Source organism: Vibrio sp. YQ_11, from assembly GCF_043103065.1.
In the GTDB taxonomy this organism is placed as follows: domain Bacteria; phylum Pseudomonadota; class Gammaproteobacteria; order Enterobacterales; family Vibrionaceae; genus Vibrio; species Vibrio parahaemolyticus.
On the sequence record NZ_JBICJM010000031.1, the window covers coordinates 68,160 to 88,882 of the forward strand.

Annotated in this window: 20 protein-coding genes; 9 read left to right on the plus strand and 11 right to left on the minus strand. The window is 46.7% G+C overall.

Going from position 1 to position 20,723, the window contains the following annotated elements; all coding sequences use genetic code 11:
* Positions 1-35 precede the first annotated feature (35 nt).
* Positions 36-548 (minus strand): type II toxin-antitoxin system RelB/DinJ family antitoxin, encoded by a 513-nt coding sequence (locus ACF8EG_RS12620; RefSeq protein WP_169608579.1) that lies wholly within the window; start codon positions 546-548, stop codon positions 36-38.
* A 566-nt stretch (positions 549-1,114) separates the two neighbouring features.
* On the opposite strand from ACF8EG_RS12620, the gene ACF8EG_RS12625 reads away from it, so the two are divergent.
* Genes ACF8EG_RS12625 through ACF8EG_RS12635 form a run of 3 tightly spaced genes read left to right on the plus strand, consistent with a single transcriptional unit; the run spans position 1,115 to position 3,388 of the window.
* Complete coding sequence (locus ACF8EG_RS12625; protein ID WP_025630236.1) at positions 1,115-1,306, plus strand: AlpA family transcriptional regulator; 192 nt, start codon at positions 1,115-1,117, stop codon at positions 1,304-1,306.
* 12 nt (positions 1,307-1,318) lie between these two features.
* The gene (locus ACF8EG_RS12630) at positions 1,319-2,992 is read left to right on the plus strand and encodes a DUF927 domain-containing protein (RefSeq protein WP_169608581.1); all 1,674 of its coding nucleotides are present in this window, start codon (positions 1,319-1,321) and stop codon (positions 2,990-2,992) included.
* A 60-nt stretch (positions 2,993-3,052) separates the two neighbouring features.
* Entirely contained in the window at positions 3,053-3,388 is a 336-nt protein-coding gene (locus tag ACF8EG_RS12635; RefSeq protein WP_029863502.1) for a helix-turn-helix domain-containing protein, read from the plus strand.
* A gap of 19 nt (positions 3,389-3,407) precedes the next feature.
* On the opposite strand, the gene ACF8EG_RS12640 is transcribed toward ACF8EG_RS12635, so the two are convergent.
* From ACF8EG_RS12640 to ACF8EG_RS12680, 9 genes are all read right to left on the minus strand, one after another.
* Positions 3,408-4,592 (minus strand): site-specific integrase, encoded by a 1,185-nt coding sequence (locus tag ACF8EG_RS12640; RefSeq protein ID WP_029863501.1) that lies wholly within the window; start codon positions 4,590-4,592, stop codon positions 3,408-3,410.
* Between the two features lie 171 nt (positions 4,593-4,763).
* Positions 4,764-6,125 carry a tRNA uridine-5-carboxymethylaminomethyl(34) synthesis GTPase MnmE gene (gene mnmE / locus ACF8EG_RS12645; RefSeq protein WP_005458483.1) on the minus strand — a complete coding sequence of 454 codons (1,362 nt, stop codon included), beginning with the start codon at positions 6,123-6,125 and terminating at the stop codon, positions 4,764-4,766.
* A 116-nt stretch (positions 6,126-6,241) separates the two neighbouring features.
* The gene (gene yidC / locus ACF8EG_RS12650; protein ID WP_005497514.1) at positions 6,242-7,864 is read right to left on the minus strand and encodes a membrane protein insertase YidC; all 1,623 of its coding nucleotides are present in this window, start codon (positions 7,862-7,864) and stop codon (positions 6,242-6,244) included.
* Between the two features lie 2 nt (positions 7,865-7,866).
* Entirely contained in the window at positions 7,867-8,124 is a 258-nt protein-coding gene (gene yidD, locus ACF8EG_RS12655; protein WP_005378822.1) for a membrane protein insertion efficiency factor YidD, read from the minus strand.
* Positions 8,091-8,414: a ribonuclease P protein component gene (gene rnpA / locus ACF8EG_RS12660; protein ID WP_015296021.1), complete on the minus strand. Its 324-nt coding sequence runs from the start codon at positions 8,412-8,414 to the stop codon at positions 8,091-8,093. Before rnpA ends, yidD begins: the two co-directional genes overlap by 34 nt.
* A gap of 46 nt (positions 8,415-8,460) precedes the next feature.
* Positions 8,461-8,595: a 50S ribosomal protein L34 gene (gene rpmH / locus ACF8EG_RS12665; protein ID WP_005378825.1), complete on the minus strand. Its 135-nt coding sequence runs from the start codon at positions 8,593-8,595 to the stop codon at positions 8,461-8,463.
* Between the two features lie 241 nt (positions 8,596-8,836).
* Positions 8,837-9,574: an amino acid ABC transporter ATP-binding protein gene (locus ACF8EG_RS12670; protein ID WP_005481188.1), complete on the minus strand. Its 738-nt coding sequence runs from the start codon at positions 9,572-9,574 to the stop codon at positions 8,837-8,839.
* Complete coding sequence (locus tag ACF8EG_RS12675) at positions 9,571-10,242, minus strand: amino acid ABC transporter permease (protein WP_005497519.1); 672 nt, start codon at positions 10,240-10,242, stop codon at positions 9,571-9,573. Before ACF8EG_RS12675 ends, ACF8EG_RS12670 begins: the two co-directional genes overlap by 4 nt.
* A gap of 116 nt (positions 10,243-10,358) precedes the next feature.
* On the minus strand, positions 10,359-11,120 hold the full coding sequence (locus ACF8EG_RS12680; protein ID WP_020904417.1) for an amino acid ABC transporter substrate-binding protein: 762 nt from the start codon (positions 11,118-11,120) through the stop codon (positions 10,359-10,361).
* A 428-nt stretch (positions 11,121-11,548) separates the two neighbouring features.
* Between ACF8EG_RS12680 and dnaA the strand changes: the two genes are divergently transcribed.
* From dnaA to ACF8EG_RS12710, 6 genes are all read left to right on the plus strand, one after another.
* Positions 11,549-12,955 (plus strand): chromosomal replication initiator protein DnaA, encoded by a 1,407-nt coding sequence (gene dnaA / locus ACF8EG_RS12685; RefSeq protein WP_005488867.1) that lies wholly within the window; start codon positions 11,549-11,551, stop codon positions 12,953-12,955.
* A 63-nt stretch (positions 12,956-13,018) separates the two neighbouring features.
* The gene (gene dnaN / locus ACF8EG_RS12690; RefSeq protein ID WP_005486165.1) at positions 13,019-14,119 is read left to right on the plus strand and encodes a DNA polymerase III subunit beta; all 1,101 of its coding nucleotides are present in this window, start codon (positions 13,019-13,021) and stop codon (positions 14,117-14,119) included.
* 9 nt (positions 14,120-14,128) lie between these two features.
* The gene (gene recF / locus ACF8EG_RS12695) at positions 14,129-15,208 is read left to right on the plus strand and encodes a DNA replication/repair protein RecF (protein WP_069505293.1); all 1,080 of its coding nucleotides are present in this window, start codon (positions 14,129-14,131) and stop codon (positions 15,206-15,208) included.
* Positions 15,209-15,221: 13 nt separating this feature from the next.
* A complete protein-coding gene (gene gyrB / locus ACF8EG_RS12700; protein ID WP_029865051.1) occupies positions 15,222-17,639 on the plus strand; it encodes a DNA topoisomerase (ATP-hydrolyzing) subunit B in 2,418 nt (805 codons plus the stop codon).
* A gap of 348 nt (positions 17,640-17,987) precedes the next feature.
* On the plus strand, positions 17,988-18,404 hold the full coding sequence (locus ACF8EG_RS12705) for a GreA/GreB family elongation factor (protein WP_005486183.1): 417 nt from the start codon (positions 17,988-17,990) through the stop codon (positions 18,402-18,404).
* A gap of 537 nt (positions 18,405-18,941) precedes the next feature.
* The gene (locus tag ACF8EG_RS12710; RefSeq protein WP_005458680.1) at positions 18,942-19,379 is read left to right on the plus strand and encodes an Hsp20 family protein; all 438 of its coding nucleotides are present in this window, start codon (positions 18,942-18,944) and stop codon (positions 19,377-19,379) included.
* 84 nt (positions 19,380-19,463) lie between these two features.
* On the opposite strand, the gene ACF8EG_RS12715 is transcribed toward ACF8EG_RS12710, so the two are convergent.
* Entirely contained in the window at positions 19,464-20,717 is a 1,254-nt protein-coding gene (locus tag ACF8EG_RS12715) for a valine--pyruvate transaminase (RefSeq protein ID WP_069505297.1), read from the minus strand.
* Positions 20,718-20,723: the final 6 nt, after the last annotated feature.

The following is a 20,723-nucleotide window of genomic DNA, read 5'->3' on the forward strand; positions in this document are numbered from 1 at the left end:
TTAATTAGGTGCTTGGTTGTTCTTTTGATGAGTTATTACGCTTCACTGCTAAAGATGGCTTGCCACCGACAAAACGCATTGCGGTGCCTGTCTGTCCACTGGGTGCAAATCACGTAGGTTTTTTCATCTCGCTGGGCCACTTTCGTGGTGGAGTAGCGGTTGCGCTCTTTGGCATCTTTGGCTGCACTACGAATGTCTTCTGGCCGTGGTGATTTAGCCAGTTTAAGCACCGGGAATGACAACCCAAAGGTGTTGCGACAATAGGTTAGCTGTGTGAGGTTTTCTATTTCACTCTGTGGCAGAGCGTGTGCAACCAAGTCTTGGATAGCTTCGGTTATCTCGGCATTGCTGATTTTGTTTTGTGCTTGGCTGTGTGAGGCCTCCTGCGCTTCTGCTTCATTTTCGAGGGCAACAGAAAACGGAAAGCCTTTGGCCTGAACGGACTTTGCTAGAAATACGTTGATGGCCTGCTCAATCGGTAAACCTAATTCAGCAAAGATACTCGTTGCTTTTTCAAGAAGTTGAGGGTCTATCTTGGTTGCTTTCATATGACTCACAAAACCTACAAATTGTAATTTTTGTATCTTAGCGGGTTTGGTGTGTAGTGGCGAGTGCTTGAGTCAAAAAAGCGAGAAGAAATGGGTGTAGTGATTGCTTTGGATGAGGGAGGTGTACCGTTTTCGTCAAATCGGTACAGTTTGGCAGCATTCTATTTAATAAAAAATATTTTATAACAGTGCCTTACATTGGTTTTTCGGTTGAGCTGTACCGTTTTAGGTGTACCGAATAAAAGCGGTACACTTAGTTGTTTTGTCCGTTCAAAGCTTCATGTTTTGCTACTTTCACATGTGAAAGAGAGTCTCTAGTAACTATGCACTATGCGTTAACCATGATGAATAGCTTAACGCATAGCGCTTTGTGGCTTGGTGAATAACAGTGAAGCAATGCCTACTCACGTTACCGCCTCATTATCTGCTTCTGTAACCCTAAACTACGAATTCGACAGGCATATTTTCACGCCAAACTGCCCAAAATGGGCCTGAGCACCGCGCGCCTTTGCGTTGCTCACCTTGCAAACTATTTCTTGATTATCCATTAGCTATCAGGAGTAGTTATGACCGAACAAAAACAATCAAATCAGCTATTAAGCTATCAAGAAGTTTGTCAGTTAACTCAGTTGTCTCAGGCAACCATTCGCCGTTATGTGAAAAATGGTTCTTTTCCTTCTCCAGTGAATTTATCGCCTGGTGCTCGAAGTGTGAGATTTCGTGTTGAAGACGTGCAGAAGTGGCTGCTGAGCCTATGATAGGGAGGTCATATGAAGTTTCGTCATCACCATGATCAACTACAGTATTTCTGCCGTGAGCGAGGCTGGCGTTCGTTAAGCTCTTCGGTCAAAGTTCTTGCTAGAACGCGTTCACCAGATCGGAAGTCAGGGTTCAGTGCTTGCATTGAAATCATCAATATGGACAGGCAGATGATCAGAATGATAGTGCCTGCCAGAAAGATTATGGGAGGGACCAACTATCAGTTAAGAGATGAATTGTTCGATACCGGTTTTTGGCTGGAGCCTGAGCAAACTGCATGGAGTATGGTCCAGCGCTATTTGCGGGAAGAGCTCAAAGCAGCAGAAACGGCCTTTTGTGTCACAAGAACAGGTTGGCATGACAAGGTGTTCGTCACTCCGGATAAAAGTTTCGGACGGTCAGATGAGTCCTACTACTTTTCTGGTGGTATGGCTGATTCACTCTGTTTGGCAGAAGGCAGCTTAGCGGAATGGCAAAGTGAAGTCGGTTCTTTGTTGGTCGGCAATCCTCTGCTCATATTTTCTGTTGGTGTTGCGTTGGCCGCGCCGCTTCTCAAGCCTGTTGGAATGGAAAGTGCGGCATTCCATATTATGGGGCCATCTTCGTCGGGTAAGTCTGTCACATCGTTTGTCGCTGCGTCTGTTTATGCTAATAAGTCTTATATCAAGTCTTGGAAAACAACCGCTAACGGTATTGAGGCGGTTGCATCAGAACATCACGACATGTTGCTTGTGTTAGATGAGCTAGGGTTGTGCTCTGCGGAAGAAGCCAGTTCTGCGGCTTATCAAATCGTAAACGGATGTGGGAAGCTGCGAGCCACGGAAACAGGCGGCCTGGCGAATATTGCCAATTGGCGGACGTTGACCTTGAGTAATGGAGAGATTGGCCTGACAGAGCTGATGGAGTCCTCTGGTTATCAAGTGAAAGCAGGTCAGCTGATTCGAGTCATCGAAATTCCTGCCGAAGAGCGCTTTGGCTGTTTTGCGGATCTACACCGCTTTTCCTCACCATCTCAGTTTGCTGAGCACTTAGAAAAGCAGACTCAAAAGTACTTTGGCACTTTGTTCACGGCTTGGATGACGCTTATTTCAGATAAGCCCGATCTGGAAGTCGTTTTACAGCGTGAAATCGAAACGCTGAGGCAGCATTGGTCTAAAAGCAATTATTCCGGCCAGGTTCATCGGGTCTTGAAGCGCTTTGTCCTGGTTGGTGTTGCGTTGTCTGTTGCGTCACGAAACCAGTTAGTGCCATGGCCTGAAGAAGAATCACTGTATTCTGTTTATAGCGTTTTTAGTCGTTGGTTAGCTCATCGAGGGCATCAGCACAATCAAGAAACGTATGAGGTTCTAAGTGCTTTGAAACAAGCCATTAGGCATTGGGAAAATAAGCTTCCTGAATTCTGCACAAGCAAACAGTCAAAGTTTGGTTACTGGCGGCAGGATGGTAATGACGTCCAGTGGCTTATCCACAAACAAGAGTTTGTTAAGCAGCTACGACTGCGGCGTCAATACAAGAGTCAATTGAGCCCTTTGATTCATAAAGGGTGGTTTGAAACCAATGAAGATCGTAGGGGAACACTTCGGATTATCGAAAAGAAGAACGGTACTGAGTTTGATCATCGTTTTTTCGCCTTCTGGCCGGAAAAGATCCTCTCTGAGTTGAAGGAGATGGGTATTGATGAATAGTGCATTTCCCGGTTTTCCCACTCTTCCCAGATACATTCCAATGGGTGAGGAGGTGATACGATGACAACCAACGAGCAAGTTCTTCTTCAATCCATTCTCGCCAAAATAGATCGTGTTGAGCGCGCTGTTCTGGAGCAGCGTTTGCAGCAACAAAAGGTGGAGCTCCTTGGAAAGGACATTCTAACGGTTGATGAATGTGCAGCCTTGCTGGGTTTATCAACCAACCAGCTTTATAAGCTGACCAGCTCTGCGGAAATACCATTTTTCAAAATTGGCAAACACCTTCGATTTGAGCGTCAAGCCATAATGAAATGGGTTGAGGAGCAGCGTGTTTCATCTCATTATGAGATCGAAAAAAGGGCAGCAAATTATGTCGCCACCGTTTCTCGTAAGTAATACTTTTATAGCAGCGGCCTTAGGCCGCTGAATCCTTTCCAGAAGAAGCAAAAATATCGGGGAATGTGAGCATGGCTTCCATCCTACGTTGTTCTATGATGTCAGCGTAGATCTCGGTTGTCTTGAGTTCGCTGTGGCCGAGCAGTTTCGATACTGCGTATATATCGATTCCTCGGCTAAGCTGAATTACAGCAAAAGTATGACGACCAGCATGGAACGTAACGTGCTTACTTATTCCAGCAGCCAGAGCCCATCTAAGCAGCTCTACATTTATATAAGAAGAGTATTTTAACCCCTTGAATACGCGCTCGTGAGAGGCTTTGGGGCTACCCAAAAGTGATTCTGCTGACTTTGGTATATCTAAATACTGAAGGCTCTTAGCATCGCCCTGAGAGAGTTTGGCTTGGTCGAAGATAATTCGTTTGTGATTATTGAATGTCTCTACTTCTGACCAAGTAAGTCGATGGATATCGCACCAACGCATCCCCGTTGCACATGAGAACAAAAACGCACGTTTAAGGACTGGGTAGCGACATTCTGTGTGAGCTAACGCGTTGACCTCATCCAGTGTTAAATAAACCCGCTTAGTCGTTTTCGCTTTGATACTGGTCACTTGTGAGAGCGGGTTATCGCGAATAATACCTTCTCGATGTGCTTCGTTGATCGCCGCTCGAACTTTATTGAAGTAGGAGCTTTGTGTGTTGCGAGATAACGGTGTATCACTTTTGGTTTTCGCTTCATTGGTTAGGTAATACTTAAACCCGTCTAACCAGTCTTTATCCAGCTCATCAAAACTAAGATCATGTTTCCCGCAGTAGAACAGCAGGTGCTTACGAGCTGAAAGCCAGATTGAATGGTTGGAGGTTGAGGTGGTTTGTTCTTTGATGTCAATTTGCCGTTGAAAGTAATCAATGAAGCTAGCTGAGCGCTTGGTTCGATCCTCAAAACCATGCTTCTGAGATTGCCACTCAACCAGTCGTTTACTCTTAATGGTTTCGGCGAGAAGCATATGCTCTTTGTTGTGTTGGCGCTGGGTGGGTGTTTTAGGTTTGTCGTGAACGTACAGGTCTAAAGTTTCGTAGCTGCGTTTACGTTTATTTTGGCGTCCACCTAGTGTGTTTGTGGCATAACCATGATCATAAACCAAACGTAGTGAGCGTGTGCCATCAGCTCTAAGTGTTCGTTTTTGAATGGAAATTTTCATTTTAGACTCCATTTGGGCCCCAATCAGTGCGAGTAGCATGTCATGGAGCCCAAATGGGGACTAGATTTGGCAATTAACGGCAACGGATGGAAACAAACGGCAAATGACGATCTAATAAAATCAGTGTGTTATCTACCGTTGCTTGCTGTTGTTTTCCGTTATTTGCCCACTTTACTTCCCGATACAGAATGAAGAGAAGATGCGCCCGAGTAGGTCGTCAGAGCTGAACTCCCCGGTTATCTCATTCAGATGCTGCTGAGTGATGCGCAGCTCTTCGGCAAGGATTTCACCTGCCATATAGCCTTCAAGCTGCTCTTGGCCGATTTGCAGATGCTGGGCTGCACGTTCTAGTGCGTCCAAGTGACGACGGCGCGCCATAAAGCCACCCTCAGTATTACCTGAGAAACCCATGCACTCTTTTAGGTGGTTACGCAGCGCATCGACACCCGCCCCGGTTTTTGCTGAAAGGCGAATCAGAGTAGGATCGTTCACATGACAGATCCCCATATCTTCACCTGTTTGATCTGCTTTGTTGCGGATCACCGTCATGCCAATGCTTTCTGGCAGGCGATCGACAAAATCGGGCCAAATTTCTTTTGGATCGGTGGCATCGGTCGTTGTGCCATCCACCATAAACAATACGCGGTCGGCTTGTGCGATTTCATCCCAAGCGCGTTCGATACCGATTTTTTCGACTTCATCAGAAGCGTCACGCAAGCCAGCAGTATCGATGATGTGCAAAGGCATACCGTCGATATGGATGTGCTCACGCAGCACGTCACGCGTGGTACCTGCTATGTCTGTTACGATTGCGGACTCTTTGCCCGACAGCGCGTTCAGTAGGCTTGATTTACCCGCATTTGGACGACCAGCAATCACGACTTTCATGCCTTCGCGCATGATCGCGCCTTGGTTCGCTTCTTTGCGTACCGCATCGAGGTTATCGATGATAGCTTGCAGATCTCCTGCAACTTTACCATCGGCAAGAAAATCGATTTCTTCTTCAGGGAAGTCGATGGCCGCTTCCACATAGATGCGAAGATGAATCAGTGATTCCACCAGCGTTTGAATGCGCTGCGAGAACTGGCCTTGTAGCGATTGTAGCGCCGATTTCGCCGCTTCTTCAGAGCTAGCATCAATCAGGTCGGCAATCGCTTCTGCCTGAGTCAAATCCATCTTGTCGTTCAAGAACGCACGTTCCGAGAACTCACCAGGACGGGCTGCTCGTACGCCAGCTATGCCCAGAATACGTTTAATCAGCATATCCATGACCACAGGGCCACCGTGACCTTGCAGTTCTAATACGTCTTCGCCCGTGAACGAGTGCGGGTTAGGGAAGTACAGTGCAATGCCTTGGTCGAGCACCGTGCCATCTTCGGCTTGAAACGGCAGGTATTCAGCGTAACGCGGTTTTAGAGTTTTCCCTGTGACTTCCAATGCCACTTGGTTGGCCTTAGGGCCTGAAACACGAATAATGCCGACACCACCACGACCGGGTGCAGTAGCTTGAGCGACAATCGTATCTGTAGTCATAATCTTGCCTTTTGAGCTGGGCTCGGTGGAGCCATCACTATTAATTAGCTGAATTGTAATCAGCCAAAAACAAAAAGGCGACCTTTTGGCCGCCTTTCTTATTCTTTTGTTAAAGGTTACTTAGTGTGTAAGCCTTTTTTCTCCAGCGCTTTGTAAATCAAGGTTTGCTGGATCAGAGTAACGATGTTCGACACCAACCAGTACAGAACTAGGCCTGATGGGAAGAACAAGAAGAAGAAGGTAAACATAACCGGCATGAAGGTCATGATCTTCTGCTGCATTGGATCCGTTACGGTTGTTGGGCTCATCTTCTGGATTAGGAACATTGAAGCACCCATCAGTAATGGCAGGATGTAGTAAGGGTCCTGCGCTGAAAGGTCATGAATCCAACCGAAGAATGGAGAGTGACGAAGCTCAACCGATTCCATTAGTGCCCAGTATAGAGCGATGAAGATAGGCATCTGTAGAACAAGAGGAAGACAGCCACCCAGTGGGTTTACTTTCTCTTTCTTGTACAGTTCCATCATCTCTTGGCTCATGCGTTGACGGTCGTCGCCAATACGCTCACGCATAGCTTGCAGCTTAGGCTGTAGCATGCGCATTTTCGCCATAGACGTGTATTGCGCTTTCGTTAGTGGGTACATTGCACCACGAACGATGAAGGTCAAACAGATGATTGCCACACCCCAGTTACCCACGAAGCTTTGGATGAAAGCAAGCAGTGAGTGAAGTGGTTTAGCGATGAACCATAGCCAGCCGTAGTCCACTACTAGGTCTAGGTTTGGTGCCACTGCTGCCATTTCTTGTTGTAGCTTAGGACCAACCCAAAGTGTTGCTTCAAACTTCGCTTGGTCACCCGTCGCGATCGTTTTGTTCGGCATACGTACGCCGATATCGCCTAGGTTGCCAATTACGCGAGTGTAAAGGTTAGTACCTGGTTCGTTACGAGGGATCCAAGCAGCTGCGAAGTAGTGTTGGATCATTGCTGCCCAACCTTGGCCATCTGCTAGGTTGATAGACAGGTTACGATCCTGCATATCTTCAAAGCTGTATTTTTTGTAACGAGTATCTTCAGTTGAGTAAGCACCGCCACGGTAGGTTGGCATTGTGATGCTACCACCAGCGTCCATTAGGTTTTGACGTAGGTGTGCGTACATACCGAAGGTTGCGTTGTTACCAGAGTTGTTCGCTACATCGTATTCAACGTTCAGCGCGTAGCTGCCGCGTTTTAATACGTAAGTTTTTGTGTATTCGATACCGTTTGCAGTAAATGTCATCGGAACGCGTAGTTCGTCTTGACCGTCAGCTAGAGTGAAGCTGTCTGCGCTCACATTGTAGTGAGGACGGTTAGAGCTGCTTAGATCGATACCTTGAGGACCAACAAGACCGCTTTGTGCGATGAATTGATGACCTTGTGTGTCTTTTAGCAGAACGAATGGGTCTGATGAATCAAGTTCAGCAGAGTATTGGTTTAGGTCGGCATGTACCACATCGCCACCAACGGTGTCGATCGACAGAGTTAAAACATCAGTCGTTACTGTGATAGTTTTTGCAGAAGCTTGCTGTTGACCAGGAACTGGGTCCAGCTCATCAGCAAAAGATGGTGCAGGTAGAGTGCTGCTTGATTGAGCCTGTTCAACCGCTTGAGGTGCTGGATTCTTTGCGACTTGCCATTGTTGAAATAGCAAGAAAGAAACCAGTGCCAGAGCGATGAGCAGGATATTACGTTGAGAATCCATCGTTAGTTATCTCTGTCTTGTTTTTGGACTGGTGGAACGGGGTCATACCCCCCTTCATTCAAAGGGTGGCATTTTAATAGACGTTTGCCTGATAACCAACATCCTTTTACAAAACCGTGAGCTCTCAAAGCTTCTAGCGCGTAAGTGGAACAAGTTGGTGTGAACCGGCAACGAGGACCAATCAGAGGGCTGATAAACCAGCGATAAAGATAAACGAGCCCAATGGCTATCCACGTGAAGGGCGAGACAGGCGTTGCCATAGCTTATCAAACAACTTAAAAATTTCCTCATTGCTTAAATCTTGCGCGCTTTTCTTCGCGATCACAACAAAATCTTTGTTTGGAAGCTGATGTTGAGAGTTACGAAAGCTTTCACGAGCCAAACGCTTAAAGCGGTTACGACCGACAGCAGTTTTGATTTGCTTTTTCGGAACAGCTAAACCTAATCGTGGATGAGAAAGTTTGTTATTGCGAGCAATGATGGTGAAATGAGGCGAGCCAGCTCGGTGAGCTTGCTGGAAGACGTTTTGATAATGCTCGGGAGTTAACAAGCGTAACTCCCGATTAAACGCGTACGTGTTCAAAATAAACTAGCGATTATTTTGATAGGCGCGCACGGCCTTTTGCACGACGTGCGTTGATAACTTTACGACCGTTCTTAGTTGCCATGCGAGCACGGAAGCCGTGAGTACGCTTGCGCTTTAGAACTGTAGGTTGAAAAGTGCGTTTCATGATAATTACCTTTACTGATCAGTAGTTTTAGGTTCTTGTTAAACCCGGCGTGGGCATCTGTTTTCTTTATAAAGAAGCTCTTTATATAGAGAAGAACAACCGACGCCTCTCAACAAAGAGGCGGAATTGTAATCACACTCACATAATGTGTCAATGACTCAATGAGTACGAAATTCCGGCCGGGCGATTATACGTAGTGTGAGTAAAATCTCAAGGATCAATCGATCCTGTTGCTTGATCGTTACTCTATTCCTACTTGGTTAAGGAATTTTTTCAAACGAGGATCTTGTGGATTATCGAAAATATCCTGTGGAGAACCTTGTTCGACGATGTTGCCTTCCGCCATAAAGATCACCCGATCGGCGACTTCTTTAGCAAATTGCATCTCGTGTGTTACCACCAGCATGGTTTGATGCTGATTGGCTAACTTCTTCATTAATGAGAGAACTTCACCGACCCATTCTGGATCCAGTGCTGAAGTTGGCTCATCAAAAAGTAACAGTTCAGGCTGTAACGCCATAGCGCGGCCGATGCCGACACGCTGCTGCTGGCCACCAGATAGAGCTGCCGGGTAGCTGTCGCCTTTCTCGCCAAGGCCAATATCATCCAGAATCTGCTGTGCACGAGTCAGAGCTTCCTGTTTCTTCCAGCCACGCACGGTAATCAAACCTTCGGCAATATTCTGGCGAGCCGTCATGTGCGCAAAAAGGGCATAGTTTTGGAAAACAAACCCAGTACGGCGACGCAGCGCCAAGACTTCGGCTTTCGTGTGCTTTTGTGTATCGACAGAGATGTCGTCGATAGTGATACGGCCTTCGTCGGCCTGCTCAAGGAAGTTAACGGTGCGCAACAGGGTCGACTTACCCGTACCGCTAGAGCCGATAATCACGATGATCTCACCCTGTTTGATATCGAGATCAATGCCTTTCAGGACTTCAGTATCGCCAAAGCGCTTGTGGATATTTTCTAATTTGATCATCGTACGTACGCCTTATTCAGTTTCGCTTCAGCCCAAATTTGTACTCGAGTCAGAATCACTACCACGCCCCAGTAAATCAGAGCGACGGCTAGGAAGGCTTCAAAGAAACGAAAGCTTGACGAGGCTTCCATCTGCGCTTTAGCCATGATTTCTGCCACGCCAAGCGTGAAGGCGAGGGAAGTCGACTTAATCATATCAATGAAGTAGTTCATCAATGAGGGCAGTGCTACTCGTGTTGCTTGTGGCAGAATCACGCGACGCATCGCTTGTGGCGTTGTCATGCCGACCGATAGGCTCGCTTCCATTTGGCTGCGATCAATACCGATGATTGCAGCACGAATACTCTCGGCCATATAAGCGGCAAAGTGCAACGTTAAACCAATCACTGCGGCAGAAAATGCATCGATGCCTACCATCACAGGGAAGATTTGTGGCAAGCCGTAATAAAGCAGGAAAAGTTGTACTAACAGTGGGGTACCACGGAAGAAGCTGATGTACAGTTGACTCAATTGGTCGAGAACTGGCAGCTTAAATACGCGAATGTTCGCCAAAATGACGGCTAAAATCAGTGAAAAGACCAAGCCCCATGTGGCCATTTCCATGGTTGTGCCAAGATATTTGAGCAATATCGGCAGCAGTTCCAACATGTAATTAAAATCAAATCCCATTACGGCTTACCTAAAGGCTAGAGAAAAGAAAAGGTGGAAAACAATGTTCCACCTTCACATGAGTTTATTTTAGGTCGAGAGTTGCGATTGTTCGCATTCTCGAAAGCAAAGTAGCATTACTTCGTGATGTCAGCACCAAACCACTTCACTGAAATCTTTTCTACTGTACCATCTGCACGCATCTCTGCTAGTGCTTTATTCACTTCCGCTTGTAGCTTCTGACCTTTTTCATTGTTGACGAAAGGCCATGCGTTTTGAATGGTTTCAAACGGTTCACCAGCCAGTTCCAGTGGCAGACCAGTTTTCTTGATCAGTTCTAGCGCAGACAAACGGTCCATCACGAAAGCGTCTGCACGGCCAAGCGCAACATCATGCTCGATACCAGTGTCGTAAGTTTTGATGTTGATTTTGCCATCTTTGTCGTATTGGCGTAGTAGCTGCTCAAAGTTAGAACCTAGGTTAACCGCAACGGTTTTGCCTGCTAGATCGTCTACACCTTTGATGCTGTCGTTGCCTTTACGTACCGTGATTTGCGCGCCGTCGATCACATAAGGGTCTGCAAACAGGTATTTCGCTTTGCGCTCATCTGTCATGGTGATTTGGTTTGAGATTGTATCGATGCGGCCAGTTTCTAAAAGACCAAACAAACCTGAGAAGTTCGACGTCACGTATTCGATCTTGTAGTCGTTACGCTTACCGATCTCATCCCACATATCCACCTCAAAGCCTTGTAGCTTGTCTTGCTTCACGAAAGTGAATGGGAAGTAACGGCCAGACATGCCCACCTTGACTTCAGTTGCGGCAGTGTCGACTGCCGCTTGAACTGTCGCGGCAGATAGTGCGATGGCTGCAACGGCAACCTTAACCCAGTTTTTCATAATACATCTCCATATTTTTATAGTTGGAAATACTACTGTTAGTTAGCTCAATTAAATAAATAACCAAGAGCAATAACCTAGACCAGAGAGTAATAAGTTCTCATTTGGTTTAGATAATAGACAATTTGGCAAGGAGGCGATGGAAAAACGATCGAATCAAAGCGAAAGGATCGAAAAAAGAGGCGCTGGAAAGAAAATAATACACAGAGTTATCACCAATCTGTCGATCTCGCTAAATTTGCCCAAATGTGGATCAATGTGTGGGCAAATTTGGGGCAAGGTGTGTTGATCTCACCAAGTTTGGCGAAATAATTGTGAATAACTTAGATCTTATTCACTTGATCGTCGATCAATTGCTGGCGATCTTGGTTATCAACAGGTAAAATTGCCAGTCTTTTCCGATAATTCAATTACTCAGTGGGGGCACCGTGTCATCTTCGCTTTGGCTGCAATGTTTGCAGCAGCTTCAAGAAGAGCTACCAGCTACAGAATTCAGTATGTGGGTTCGTCCGTTACAAGCGGAGCTCAATGACAATACTCTCACTCTATTCGCGCCAAACCGCTTTGTGTTGGATTGGGTGCGTGATAAGTATCTGAACAGCATTACTCGTTTACTGCAGGAATACTGTGGTAACGACATCCCGAATTTACGCTTTGAAGTGGGCAGTCGCCCAGTTTCTGCGCCTAAGCCAGCACCGACACGTACGCCGGCGGATGTGGCGGCGGAATCTTCAGCGCCTGCGCAGTTGCAAGCACGTAAACCTGTGCACAAAACATGGGATGACGACCCTCAAGCGATTGCAGCGATCAATCACCGCTCAAACATGAACCCAAAACATAAGTTCGACAACTTCGTAGAAGGTAAATCGAACCAACTGGGTTTGGCTGCGGCGCGTCAGGTATCGGATAACCCAGGAGCTGCCTACAACCCACTGTTCCTTTACGGTGGTACTGGTCTAGGTAAAACTCACTTGCTTCACGCTGTGGGTAACGCGATTGTGGATAACAACCCGAACGCGAAAGTGGTGTACATGCACTCTGAGCGTTTCGTGCAAGACATGGTAAAAGCACTGCAAAACAATGCGATTGAAGAGTTCAAGCGCTACTACCGCAGTGTGGATGCACTCCTTATCGATGACATCCAATTCTTTGCCAACAAAGAGCGCTCACAAGAAGAATTCTTCCATACCTTCAACGCATTGTTGGAAGGTAACCAACAGATCATCCTAACTTCTGACCGTTATCCAAAAGAGATCAGCGGGGTAGAGGATCGTCTGAAATCGCGCTTTGGTTGGGGTCTAACGGTTGCGATCGAGCCGCCTGAGCTAGAGACGCGTGTGGCGATCTTGATGAAGAAAGCTGAAGACCATCAAATTCATTTGGCTGACGAAGTTGCGTTCTTTATTGCAAAACGTCTGCGTTCCAACGTTCGTGAATTGGAAGGCGCGTTGAACCGAGTAATTGCCAACGCGAACTTTACTGGCCGCCCAATCACCATCGACTTCGTTCGCGAAGCGCTGCGCGATCTACTGGCGCTGCAAGAGAAGTTGGTGACAATTGACAACATTCAAAAGACGGTTGCTGAGTACTACAAAATCAAAGTGGCGGATCTGCTGTCTAAACGTCGTTCTCGCTCCGTTGCACGTCCTCGTCAATTGGCGATGGCACTGGCTAAAGAGCTAACTAACCACAGCTTGCCAGAAATCGGTGATGCGTTTGGTGGCCGAGACCATACGACCGTTTTGCATGCATGTCGCAAGATTGAGCAGCTGCGTGAAGAGAGCCACGATATTAAGGAAGATTACTCGAACTTGATTCGCACCCTGTCTTCTTAATCGGTTAGAATAACGGTATTCTAAGCAAATCAATTTTTGAGCTGACAGCGTAAAGAGCCAAGCATGAAATTTACTATTGAACGTAGTCATTTAATCAAACCGCTACAACAGGTTTCGGGCGCTTTGGGTGGCCGACCAACCCTGCCTATTTTGGGCAACCTACTGATTAAAGTAGAAGAGAACGTGCTATCAATGACCGCGACTGACTTAGAAGTGGAATTGGTGAGCAAAGTGACTCTAGAAGGGGATTTCGAAGCGGGTAGCATTACCGTTCCTTCGCGTAAGTTTCTCGATATTTGCCGTGGCTTGCCAGACGATGCGATCATCACTTTTGTGTTAGAAGGCGATCGCGTGCAAGTTCGTTCTGGTCGCAGCCGTTTCTCACTGGCAACGCTACCAGCGAATGACTTCCCGAACATTGAAGATTGGCAAAGTGAAGTTGAAGTATCACTGAGCCAAGCGGATCTGCGTACGCTTATCGACAAAACTCAGTTCTCGATGGCAAACCAAGACGTACGTTACTACCTCAACGGTATGTTGTTTGAAATCGATGGCACAACACTGCGTAGTGTGGCGACCGACGGTCACCGTATGGCAGTATCGCAAACTCAACTAGGTGCTGACTTCGCCCAAAAGCAAATCATCGTGCCACGCAAAGGTGTGCAGGAATTGGTTAAGCTGATGGATGCGCCAGAGCAACCTGTCGTTTTGCAAATTGGCAGCTCAAACGTGCGTGCAGAAGTGAACAACTTTATCTTCACATCTAAACTGGTTGATGGCCGTTTCCCTGACTATCGCCGCGTATTACCGCAACATACCAACAAAACACTGATCGCAAGTTGTGATGAATTGCGCCAAGCGTTCTCGCGTGCTGCGATTCTTTCTAACGAAAAGTTCCGTGGTGTGCGTGTTAACTTAGCGGGCAGCGAAATGCGCATTACGGCAAACAACCCAGAGCAGGAAGAAGCCGAAGAGATGCTGGATGTGACCTTTGAAGGTGACCCAATCGAAATCGGCTTCAACGTTAGCTACGTGTTGGATGTGCTGAACACGCTACGTTGCGAGAAGGTACAAGTGTCGATGTCGGATGCCAATGCCAGTGCATTGATTGAAAATGCCGACGATGACAGTGCCATGTACGTGGTGATGCCAATTCGTCTATAAGCCAACTGAATGCCTCTTTCTCGTCTCATCATTCAGCAGTTTCGCAACATTAAAGCCTGTGATATTCAGTTATCAGCAGGCTTTAACTTTCTTATTGGACCGAACGGTAGCGGCAAAACCAGTGTCCTAGAAGCGATTTATTTACTCGGGCATGGTCGCTCATTCAAAAGCTCTCTCACTGGTCGTGTGATTCAAAATGAGTGTGATGAACTGTTTGTTCATGGTCGTTTTTTGAACTCGGATCAATTTGAGCTACCTATCGGCATTAATAAGCGGCGCGATGGCTCGACAGAGGTTAAAATAGGCGGTCAATCTGGGCAAAAATTGGCGCAATTGGCGCAAGTGTTACCGCTGCAGTTGATACATCCAGAAGGGTTTGATTTACTGACGGATGGTCCAAAACATCGCCGTGCATTCATCGATTGGGGCGTGTTTCATACCGAGCCAGCATTTTATGATGCATGGGGTCGTTTTAAGCGTCTCAACAAACAGAGAAACGCGTTGTTGAAGACCGCGAGTAGCTATCGTGAGCTCAGTTATTGGGATCAAGAGATGGCGCGTTTGGCGGAAAACATCAGCCAGTGGCGGTCACTTTACATTGAACAGATGAAAACCGTCGCAGAAACGATCTGTCAGACATTTTTGCCAGAATTTGAGATCCAATTGAAGTATTATCGTGGTTGGGATAAAGACACTCCATACCAAGAAATACTAGAAAAGAATTTCGAGCGTGATCAGTCTTTGGGGTACACCTTTAGTGGCCCAAACAAAGCTGATTTGCGCATTAAAGTGAATGGAACGCCCGTTGAGGATGTTCTGTCACGCGGTCAGTTAAAGCTGATGGTGTGTGCATTGCGTGTGGCGCAAGGGCAACATCTTACAGCGATGACCGGTAAACAATGCATTTACCTAATTGACGACTTTGCGTCGGAATTAGATAGCCAACGTCGCAAGCGTCTTGCTGATTGCTTGAAAGAGACTGGCGCACAAGTATTTGTAAGCTCTATCACTGAAAACCAAATCGCCGACATGCTCGACGATAATGGTAAATTGTTTCATGTGGAACATGGCAGGATAGAGTCAAACTAGAAGAGAGAAACTCATGTCTGAAAATTACGATTCATCGAGTATTAAGGTACTGAAGGGTCTGGATGCGGTACGTAAGCGTCCAGGAATGTACATCGGCGATACGGACGACGGCACCGGCCTTCACCACATGGTTTTCGAGGTGGTGGATAACTCAATTGATGAAGCGTTGGCAGGTCACTGTAAAGACATCGTTGTGACAATTCATGAGGATAACTCGGTTTCCGTTAGCGATGATGGTCGTGGCATTCCAACAGAAATCCACTCAGAGGAAAATGTCTCTGCAGCAGAAGTAATCATGACGGTACTTCACGCTGGTGGTAAGTTCGACGATAATTCATACAAAGTATCGGGCGGTCTTCACGGCGTAGGTGTTTCGGTAGTAAACGCACTGTCTGAAAAAGTGGTACTAACCATCCATCGTGGCGGCCATATCCATACGCAAACTTACCGTCATGGTGAGCCTGAAGCGCCTCTAGCGGTTGTGGGTGATACGGATAAAACCGGTACACAAATTCGTTTCTGGCCAAGTGCAGAAACTTTCTCTAACACTGAATTCCATTACGACATCCTAGCAAAACGTCTGCGTGAGCTATCGTTCTTGAACTCAGGCGTTTCTATCAAGCTTATTGATGAGCGCGAAGCGGACAAGCAAGACCACTTCATGTATGAAGGTGGTATTCAAGCGTTCGTTCAGCACTTAAACACCAACAAAACACCAATCATCGAGAAAATCTTCCACTTCGACTTAGAACGTGAAGACGGCATTTCGGTAGAAGTGGCAATGCAGTGGAACGATGGTTTCCAAGAGAACATCTTCTGTTTCACCAACAACATTCCACAGCGCGATGGTGGTACTCACCTTGCTGGTTTCCGTGCGGCACTAACACGTACGCTAAACAGCTTTATGGATAAAGAAGGCTTCTCGAAGAAAGCGAAAACAGCAACGTCAGGCGACGATGCGCGTGAAGGTTTGACAGCCGTTGTTTCAGTAAAAGTGCCTGATCCAAAATTCTCGAGCCAAACCAAAGACAAACTGGTTTCTTCTGAAGTGAAATCAGCGGTTGAATCGGCGATGGGTGAGAAGCTATCTGAGTTCTTGGTCGAAAACCCAAGCGAAGCGAAGATGGTTTGTTCGAAAATCATCGATGCAGCACGTGCACGTGAAGCCGCACGTAAAGCGCGTGAAATGACTCGTCGTAAAGGCGCGCTAGACCTAGCAGGCCTACCAGGCAAACTTGCAGACTGTCAGGAAAAAGATCCGGCACTCTCTGAACTATACATTGTGGAGGGTGACTCTGCGGGTGGTTCAGCTAAGCAGGGTCGTAACCGTAAGAATCAGGCAATCTTACCGCTGAAAGGTAAGATCCTGAACGTAGAAAAAGCACGTTTCGACAAGATGTTGTCTTCGCAAGAAGTTGCAACGCTTATTACAGCACTTGGCTGTGGTATCGGTCGTGACGAGTACAACCCGGACAAACTGCGTTACCACAACATCATCATCATGACCGATGCTGACGTCGATGGTTCGCACATCCGTACGCTACTGTTGACTTTCTTCTACCGTCAAATGCCAGAGCTTATCGAGCGTGGTTACGTGTACATCGCTCAGCCACCACTATACAAAGTGAAGAAGGGCAAACAAGAGCAGTACATCAAAGATGAAGAAGCGATGAACCAATACCAAGTATCATTGGCATTGGACAACGCATCACTGCACGTAAACGCAGAAGCTCCAGCTCTAGCTGGCGAAGCGCTAGAAAAACTGGTTCAACAATACAATGCAGGTATCAAGCTTGCTGATCGTATGAGCCGTCGTTACCCTCGCGCCTTAGTGCATGAGCTTATCTACACATCTCGTCTAACGGCTGAGCAGTGTCATGATGCAGCAGCAGTAGAAGCTTGGACAAAACAACTTGTTGAGCAACTAAACGCGAAAGAAGTGGGTGCAAGCCAATACAGCTACGAAGTGGAGCTGCACGCAGAGCTTGGTTTGAGCCTGCCGAAGATCATCGTTCGTACACACGGTGTGACTCACGAGCACTCGCTAAGTGTTGATTTCCTAAACTCAAAAGAATACGGCAAGCTGGCGGACCTTTCTGAAGTCCTAGACGGTCTTCTAGAAGAGGGCGCGTACATCAAACGTGGTGAACGTACTCTGCCAGTATCAAGCTTTGCTGAAGCACTTGAGTGGTTGGTTAAAGAATCGATGCGTGGTCTAAGCCGTCAGCGCTACAAAGGTCTAGGTGAGATGAACCCAGATCAGCTTTGGGAAACCACAATGGACCCAGAGACGCGTCGCATGATGCAAGTAACGATTGAAGATGCGGTAGGCGCAGACCAATTGTTTACAACGCTAATGGGTGACCAAGTTGAACCTCGTCGTCACTTCATCGAAGAGAACGCACTGAAGGTTGCAAACCTAGACGTGTAACGACAAGCGTTTTTGGATAGAAAAAAGCAGCGAGCCATCGCTGCTTTTTTGTTTCTTGGTGGTATGAAAATCACCACTTTATGCCAAGACTTTGGCTTTTCTGCTACTAACTGCCAGAGGCTTGAGTAGCGGCACCATTTTGTTTCCCTTTTCTGTTTTTCTTGCCATTTTGTTCGCTTGAGTGCTTTTGCTTTCTTTTTTCGGCTCGCTATAGTGCTGTAGAGCTTTCCAATCATACGAGGTTAGAAAATATGGTGACGATTTTCCTGAACTAAGCCGGAGGTGACGCACTTCCGGTTCAATGCACTGCAATTATCTGTAAGACAAGGCATTAAGAAGGAAAATATCATGTTTGAACGCTGGTTCACTGCGTACTGCTTAGCGCTGCGAACTTGGTGGTTAACCAGTCGCTTTTTAACCTATCAATCACCACTAAGATTACTGTCGCTGTTTGAAGCCTACGAACAGCAAACCCAGTGTCGCAACTTAGCCCGAATTGCGATTGGCGACACCGTTCGCTTAGTGGATCTTGACCGCTCCTATCAATATCGTATGACGTTAGTTGATTCACGTAAGAGCCAACCTCTTGCGGGGATGCTAGCTGTTGACTCGTACTTAGGTTCCCGATTGTTGGGACGTTCTCAGGATGAGGTCTTAGAACTCGAGATATTCAACCAGCGCCGCTGCTTTGTGATTACCGAAATCATTCATCAATCACAGCCACCAACACCGCACCTGGTGTGTAGCTGTATGCTATGTCAGTAAAATAGAGGTGAAGTCATGAGTAAAAAAGACAAGAAGCAACCCCAGTTAAGCTTGAAAGAAAAACGTAAGTTGAAGCAAGAGAAAGCGGCCGAGCAAGGGATGGTGAAAGCGCGTAAATCATCTCGGAAATAAAAATTGTGGCTTATAAGCCCGCCGTAAGAGGTGGGCTTTGTATTGTTGTCGCGTAGGAAAAGCGAGCTTAATTTGAGGTCTTTGATAGGCGCGTTGAAATTTTTTTCATTTTGTCCCTTGAAAGCGATTTTTGATGACCTTATATCTAGTTGTGAAGAGGATGACTGGCTTGCTAGAGACTAGAAGACCAGCCCTCTGGAATCGCTAAAACGAGATCGCTCAAAAGAGGATATGGTGTTTTAGCACACAACTTAAACCTTTAGATTCAATATCATGTCTCCGAGCCAAACCAAGGCCTGTGGAATGATAAGAATCTCTTAGTTCGGCGTCGGTTTTTGCATAAACACGCCAGTAGGATGAAGTTCATCCGAACTAAGACTATTGCTTAATTAAGAGGATAGATTTATGCGTAACGTAGATTTCTCACCACTATACCGTAATGCAATTGGCTTTGATCGTCTGCTAAACCTGATGGAAGCGAATACAGCGAAAAATACTTCTGGCGGTTACCCTCCGTACAACATCGAGCAAAAAGATGAGCACAACTACCGTATTACTATGGCAGTTGCTGGTTTCTCTGAAGACCAACTCGATCTAACTCAAAATGAAAACATGTTGATCGTGAAGGGCGAGCGTAAAGCAGAAGAAGGCAAAAACTACGTGTACCAAGGCATTGCAGAGCGCGATTTTGAACGTAAGTTCCAACTAGCGGACTATGTAAAAGTGACTGGCGCTTCAATGGAAAACGGCCTATTACACATTGACTTGGTTCGTGAAATTCCAGAAGCAATGCAACCACGCAAAATTGCTATCGGTGGCAACAACCTGCTAGAAAGCAACTAATCAGCAAGTTATTTGCCCTATAGAGTGAGAAAGAGCGCCAGTTGGCGCTCTTTTTAATTTGTGTCTTTGATGCGGGAGTTTGCTTTACTGACCTTGTTGGTAAGCCTTTTCGACTTCTTCCGCGATAATCGCGATACCTTTCTGCATCATCTCATCGTCTTGAACGTAGTTCATGCGCAAGCACTGATGAGCATGGTCCCACTCGTCTTTCTGACCAATAAAGAAGTACTCACCCGGAACAATCAATACACCACGCGCTTTCAAGCGTTGGTACAACTCTATTGTCGTAATTGGCAGCTCATCAAACCATAACCACAAGAAGATCGCCCCTTCAGGTTTGTGGATACGGAATCTCTCATCGGTAATCGCCTGTTGTAGCAGTTCTACCGCGCGTTGTGATTTCTGCTTGTAGAACGGCTTAATCACCTCTGAACTCAGTTTGAGTAGATCGCCTTTAGCGATGATGTGGTTTGCCAATGCTGGGCCAACACTGCCTGGCGCTAAGCTGATGATGCCATTCATATTGGTGAGTGCTTGGGTGATTTCTTCACTCGCAATCACAATCCCACATCGCACACCCGGCAAGCCAAGTTTAGATAAGCTCATGCACAGGATGGTGTTTTCATTCCAGAACGGTTCGACATCTTCAAAAATGATGTTCGGGAACGGCAAGCCGTACGCATTGTCGATGATCAGTGGGATGTTGTTCTCGCGCGCCAATTTGTCCAGTTTACGCACTTCTTCGTCAGTCAGTACGTTACCTGTTGGGTTGGTTGGGCGAGATGCACAAATTGCTGCGACGGAGTCATCGACGGTGAGCTTTTCAAAATCAACGTGATATTTGAATAGGCCGTTGTCGAGTAGCTCGATTTCTGGATGGTACGAAACAAAAATGTCTTCATCGATACCTGCATCACCGTAGCCAATGTATTCCGGTGCGATAGGCAACAGGACTTTTTTGTGCGAACCATCTGGCTGCTGACCAGCAAACAAATTAAATAGGTAGAAGAATCCGCTTTGGCTGCCATTCGTCAGGCTAATATTCTTCTCACTGATGTCCCAGCCGTATGTTTCACGAAACAGCTGTGCGAGCGCTTTGACGAACACGTCTTTACCCTGAGGGCCATCATAATTAGTGAGCGCGGCGACGAGTTCGCCACTGGCGAGCATTTCTTCACTGGCTTGGTGAAAGTAATCGAGCATGGCAGGAATGGCGGCCGGGTTACCCCCACCGAGCATGATGGCACCTGGCGTGCGTAGGCCATCATTCAAATCGTCCATTAACTGCGTAATACCTGAATACTGATTAAATTTTTCACCAAACTTTGAGAACTGCATGCTTAC

Bases quoted from the DNA above. Each gene is read 5' to 3' on its own strand.
- ACF8EG_RS12620 (WP_169608579.1), bottom strand. From the start codon at position 548: ATGAAAGCAACCAAGATAGACCCTCAACTTCTTGAAAAAGCAACGAGT.
- ACF8EG_RS12625 (WP_025630236.1), top strand. From the start codon at position 1,115: ATGACCGAACAAAAACAATCAAATCAGCTATTAAGCTATCAAGAAGTT.
- ACF8EG_RS12630 (WP_169608581.1), top strand. From the start codon at position 1,319: ATGAAGTTTCGTCATCACCATGATCAACTACAGTATTTCTGCCGTGAG.
- ACF8EG_RS12635 (WP_029863502.1), top strand. From the start codon at position 3,053: ATGACAACCAACGAGCAAGTTCTTCTTCAATCCATTCTCGCCAAAATA.
- ACF8EG_RS12640 (WP_029863501.1), bottom strand. From the start codon at position 4,592: ATGAAAATTTCCATTCAAAAACGAACACTTAGAGCTGATGGCACACGC.
- mnmE (WP_005458483.1), bottom strand. From the start codon at position 6,125: ATGACTACAGATACGATTGTCGCTCAAGCTACTGCACCCGGTCGTGGT.
- yidC (WP_005497514.1), bottom strand. From the start codon at position 7,864: ATGGATTCTCAACGTAATATCCTGCTCATCGCTCTGGCACTGGTTTCT.
- yidD (WP_005378822.1), bottom strand. From the start codon at position 8,124: ATGGCAACGCCTGTCTCGCCCTTCACGTGGATAGCCATTGGGCTCGTT.
- rpmH (WP_005378825.1), bottom strand. From the start codon at position 8,595: ATGAAACGCACTTTTCAACCTACAGTTCTAAAGCGCAAGCGTACTCAC.
- ACF8EG_RS12670 (WP_005481188.1), bottom strand. From the start codon at position 9,574: ATGATCAAATTAGAAAATATCCACAAGCGCTTTGGCGATACTGAAGTC.
- ACF8EG_RS12675 (WP_005497519.1), bottom strand. From the start codon at position 10,242: ATGGGATTTGATTTTAATTACATGTTGGAACTGCTGCCGATATTGCTC.
- ACF8EG_RS12680 (WP_020904417.1), bottom strand. From the start codon at position 11,120: ATGAAAAACTGGGTTAAGGTTGCCGTTGCAGCCATCGCACTATCTGCC.
- dnaN (WP_005486165.1), top strand. From the start codon at position 13,019: ATGAAATTTACTATTGAACGTAGTCATTTAATCAAACCGCTACAACAG.
- recF (WP_069505293.1), top strand. From the start codon at position 14,129: ATGCCTCTTTCTCGTCTCATCATTCAGCAGTTTCGCAACATTAAAGCC.
- gyrB (WP_029865051.1), top strand. From the start codon at position 15,222: ATGTCTGAAAATTACGATTCATCGAGTATTAAGGTACTGAAGGGTCTG.
- ACF8EG_RS12705 (WP_005486183.1), top strand. From the start codon at position 17,988: ATGTTTGAACGCTGGTTCACTGCGTACTGCTTAGCGCTGCGAACTTGG.
- ACF8EG_RS12710 (WP_005458680.1), top strand. From the start codon at position 18,942: ATGCGTAACGTAGATTTCTCACCACTATACCGTAATGCAATTGGCTTT.
- ACF8EG_RS12715 (WP_069505297.1), bottom strand. From the start codon at position 20,717: ATGCAGTTCTCAAAGTTTGGTGAAAAATTTAATCAGTATTCAGGTATT.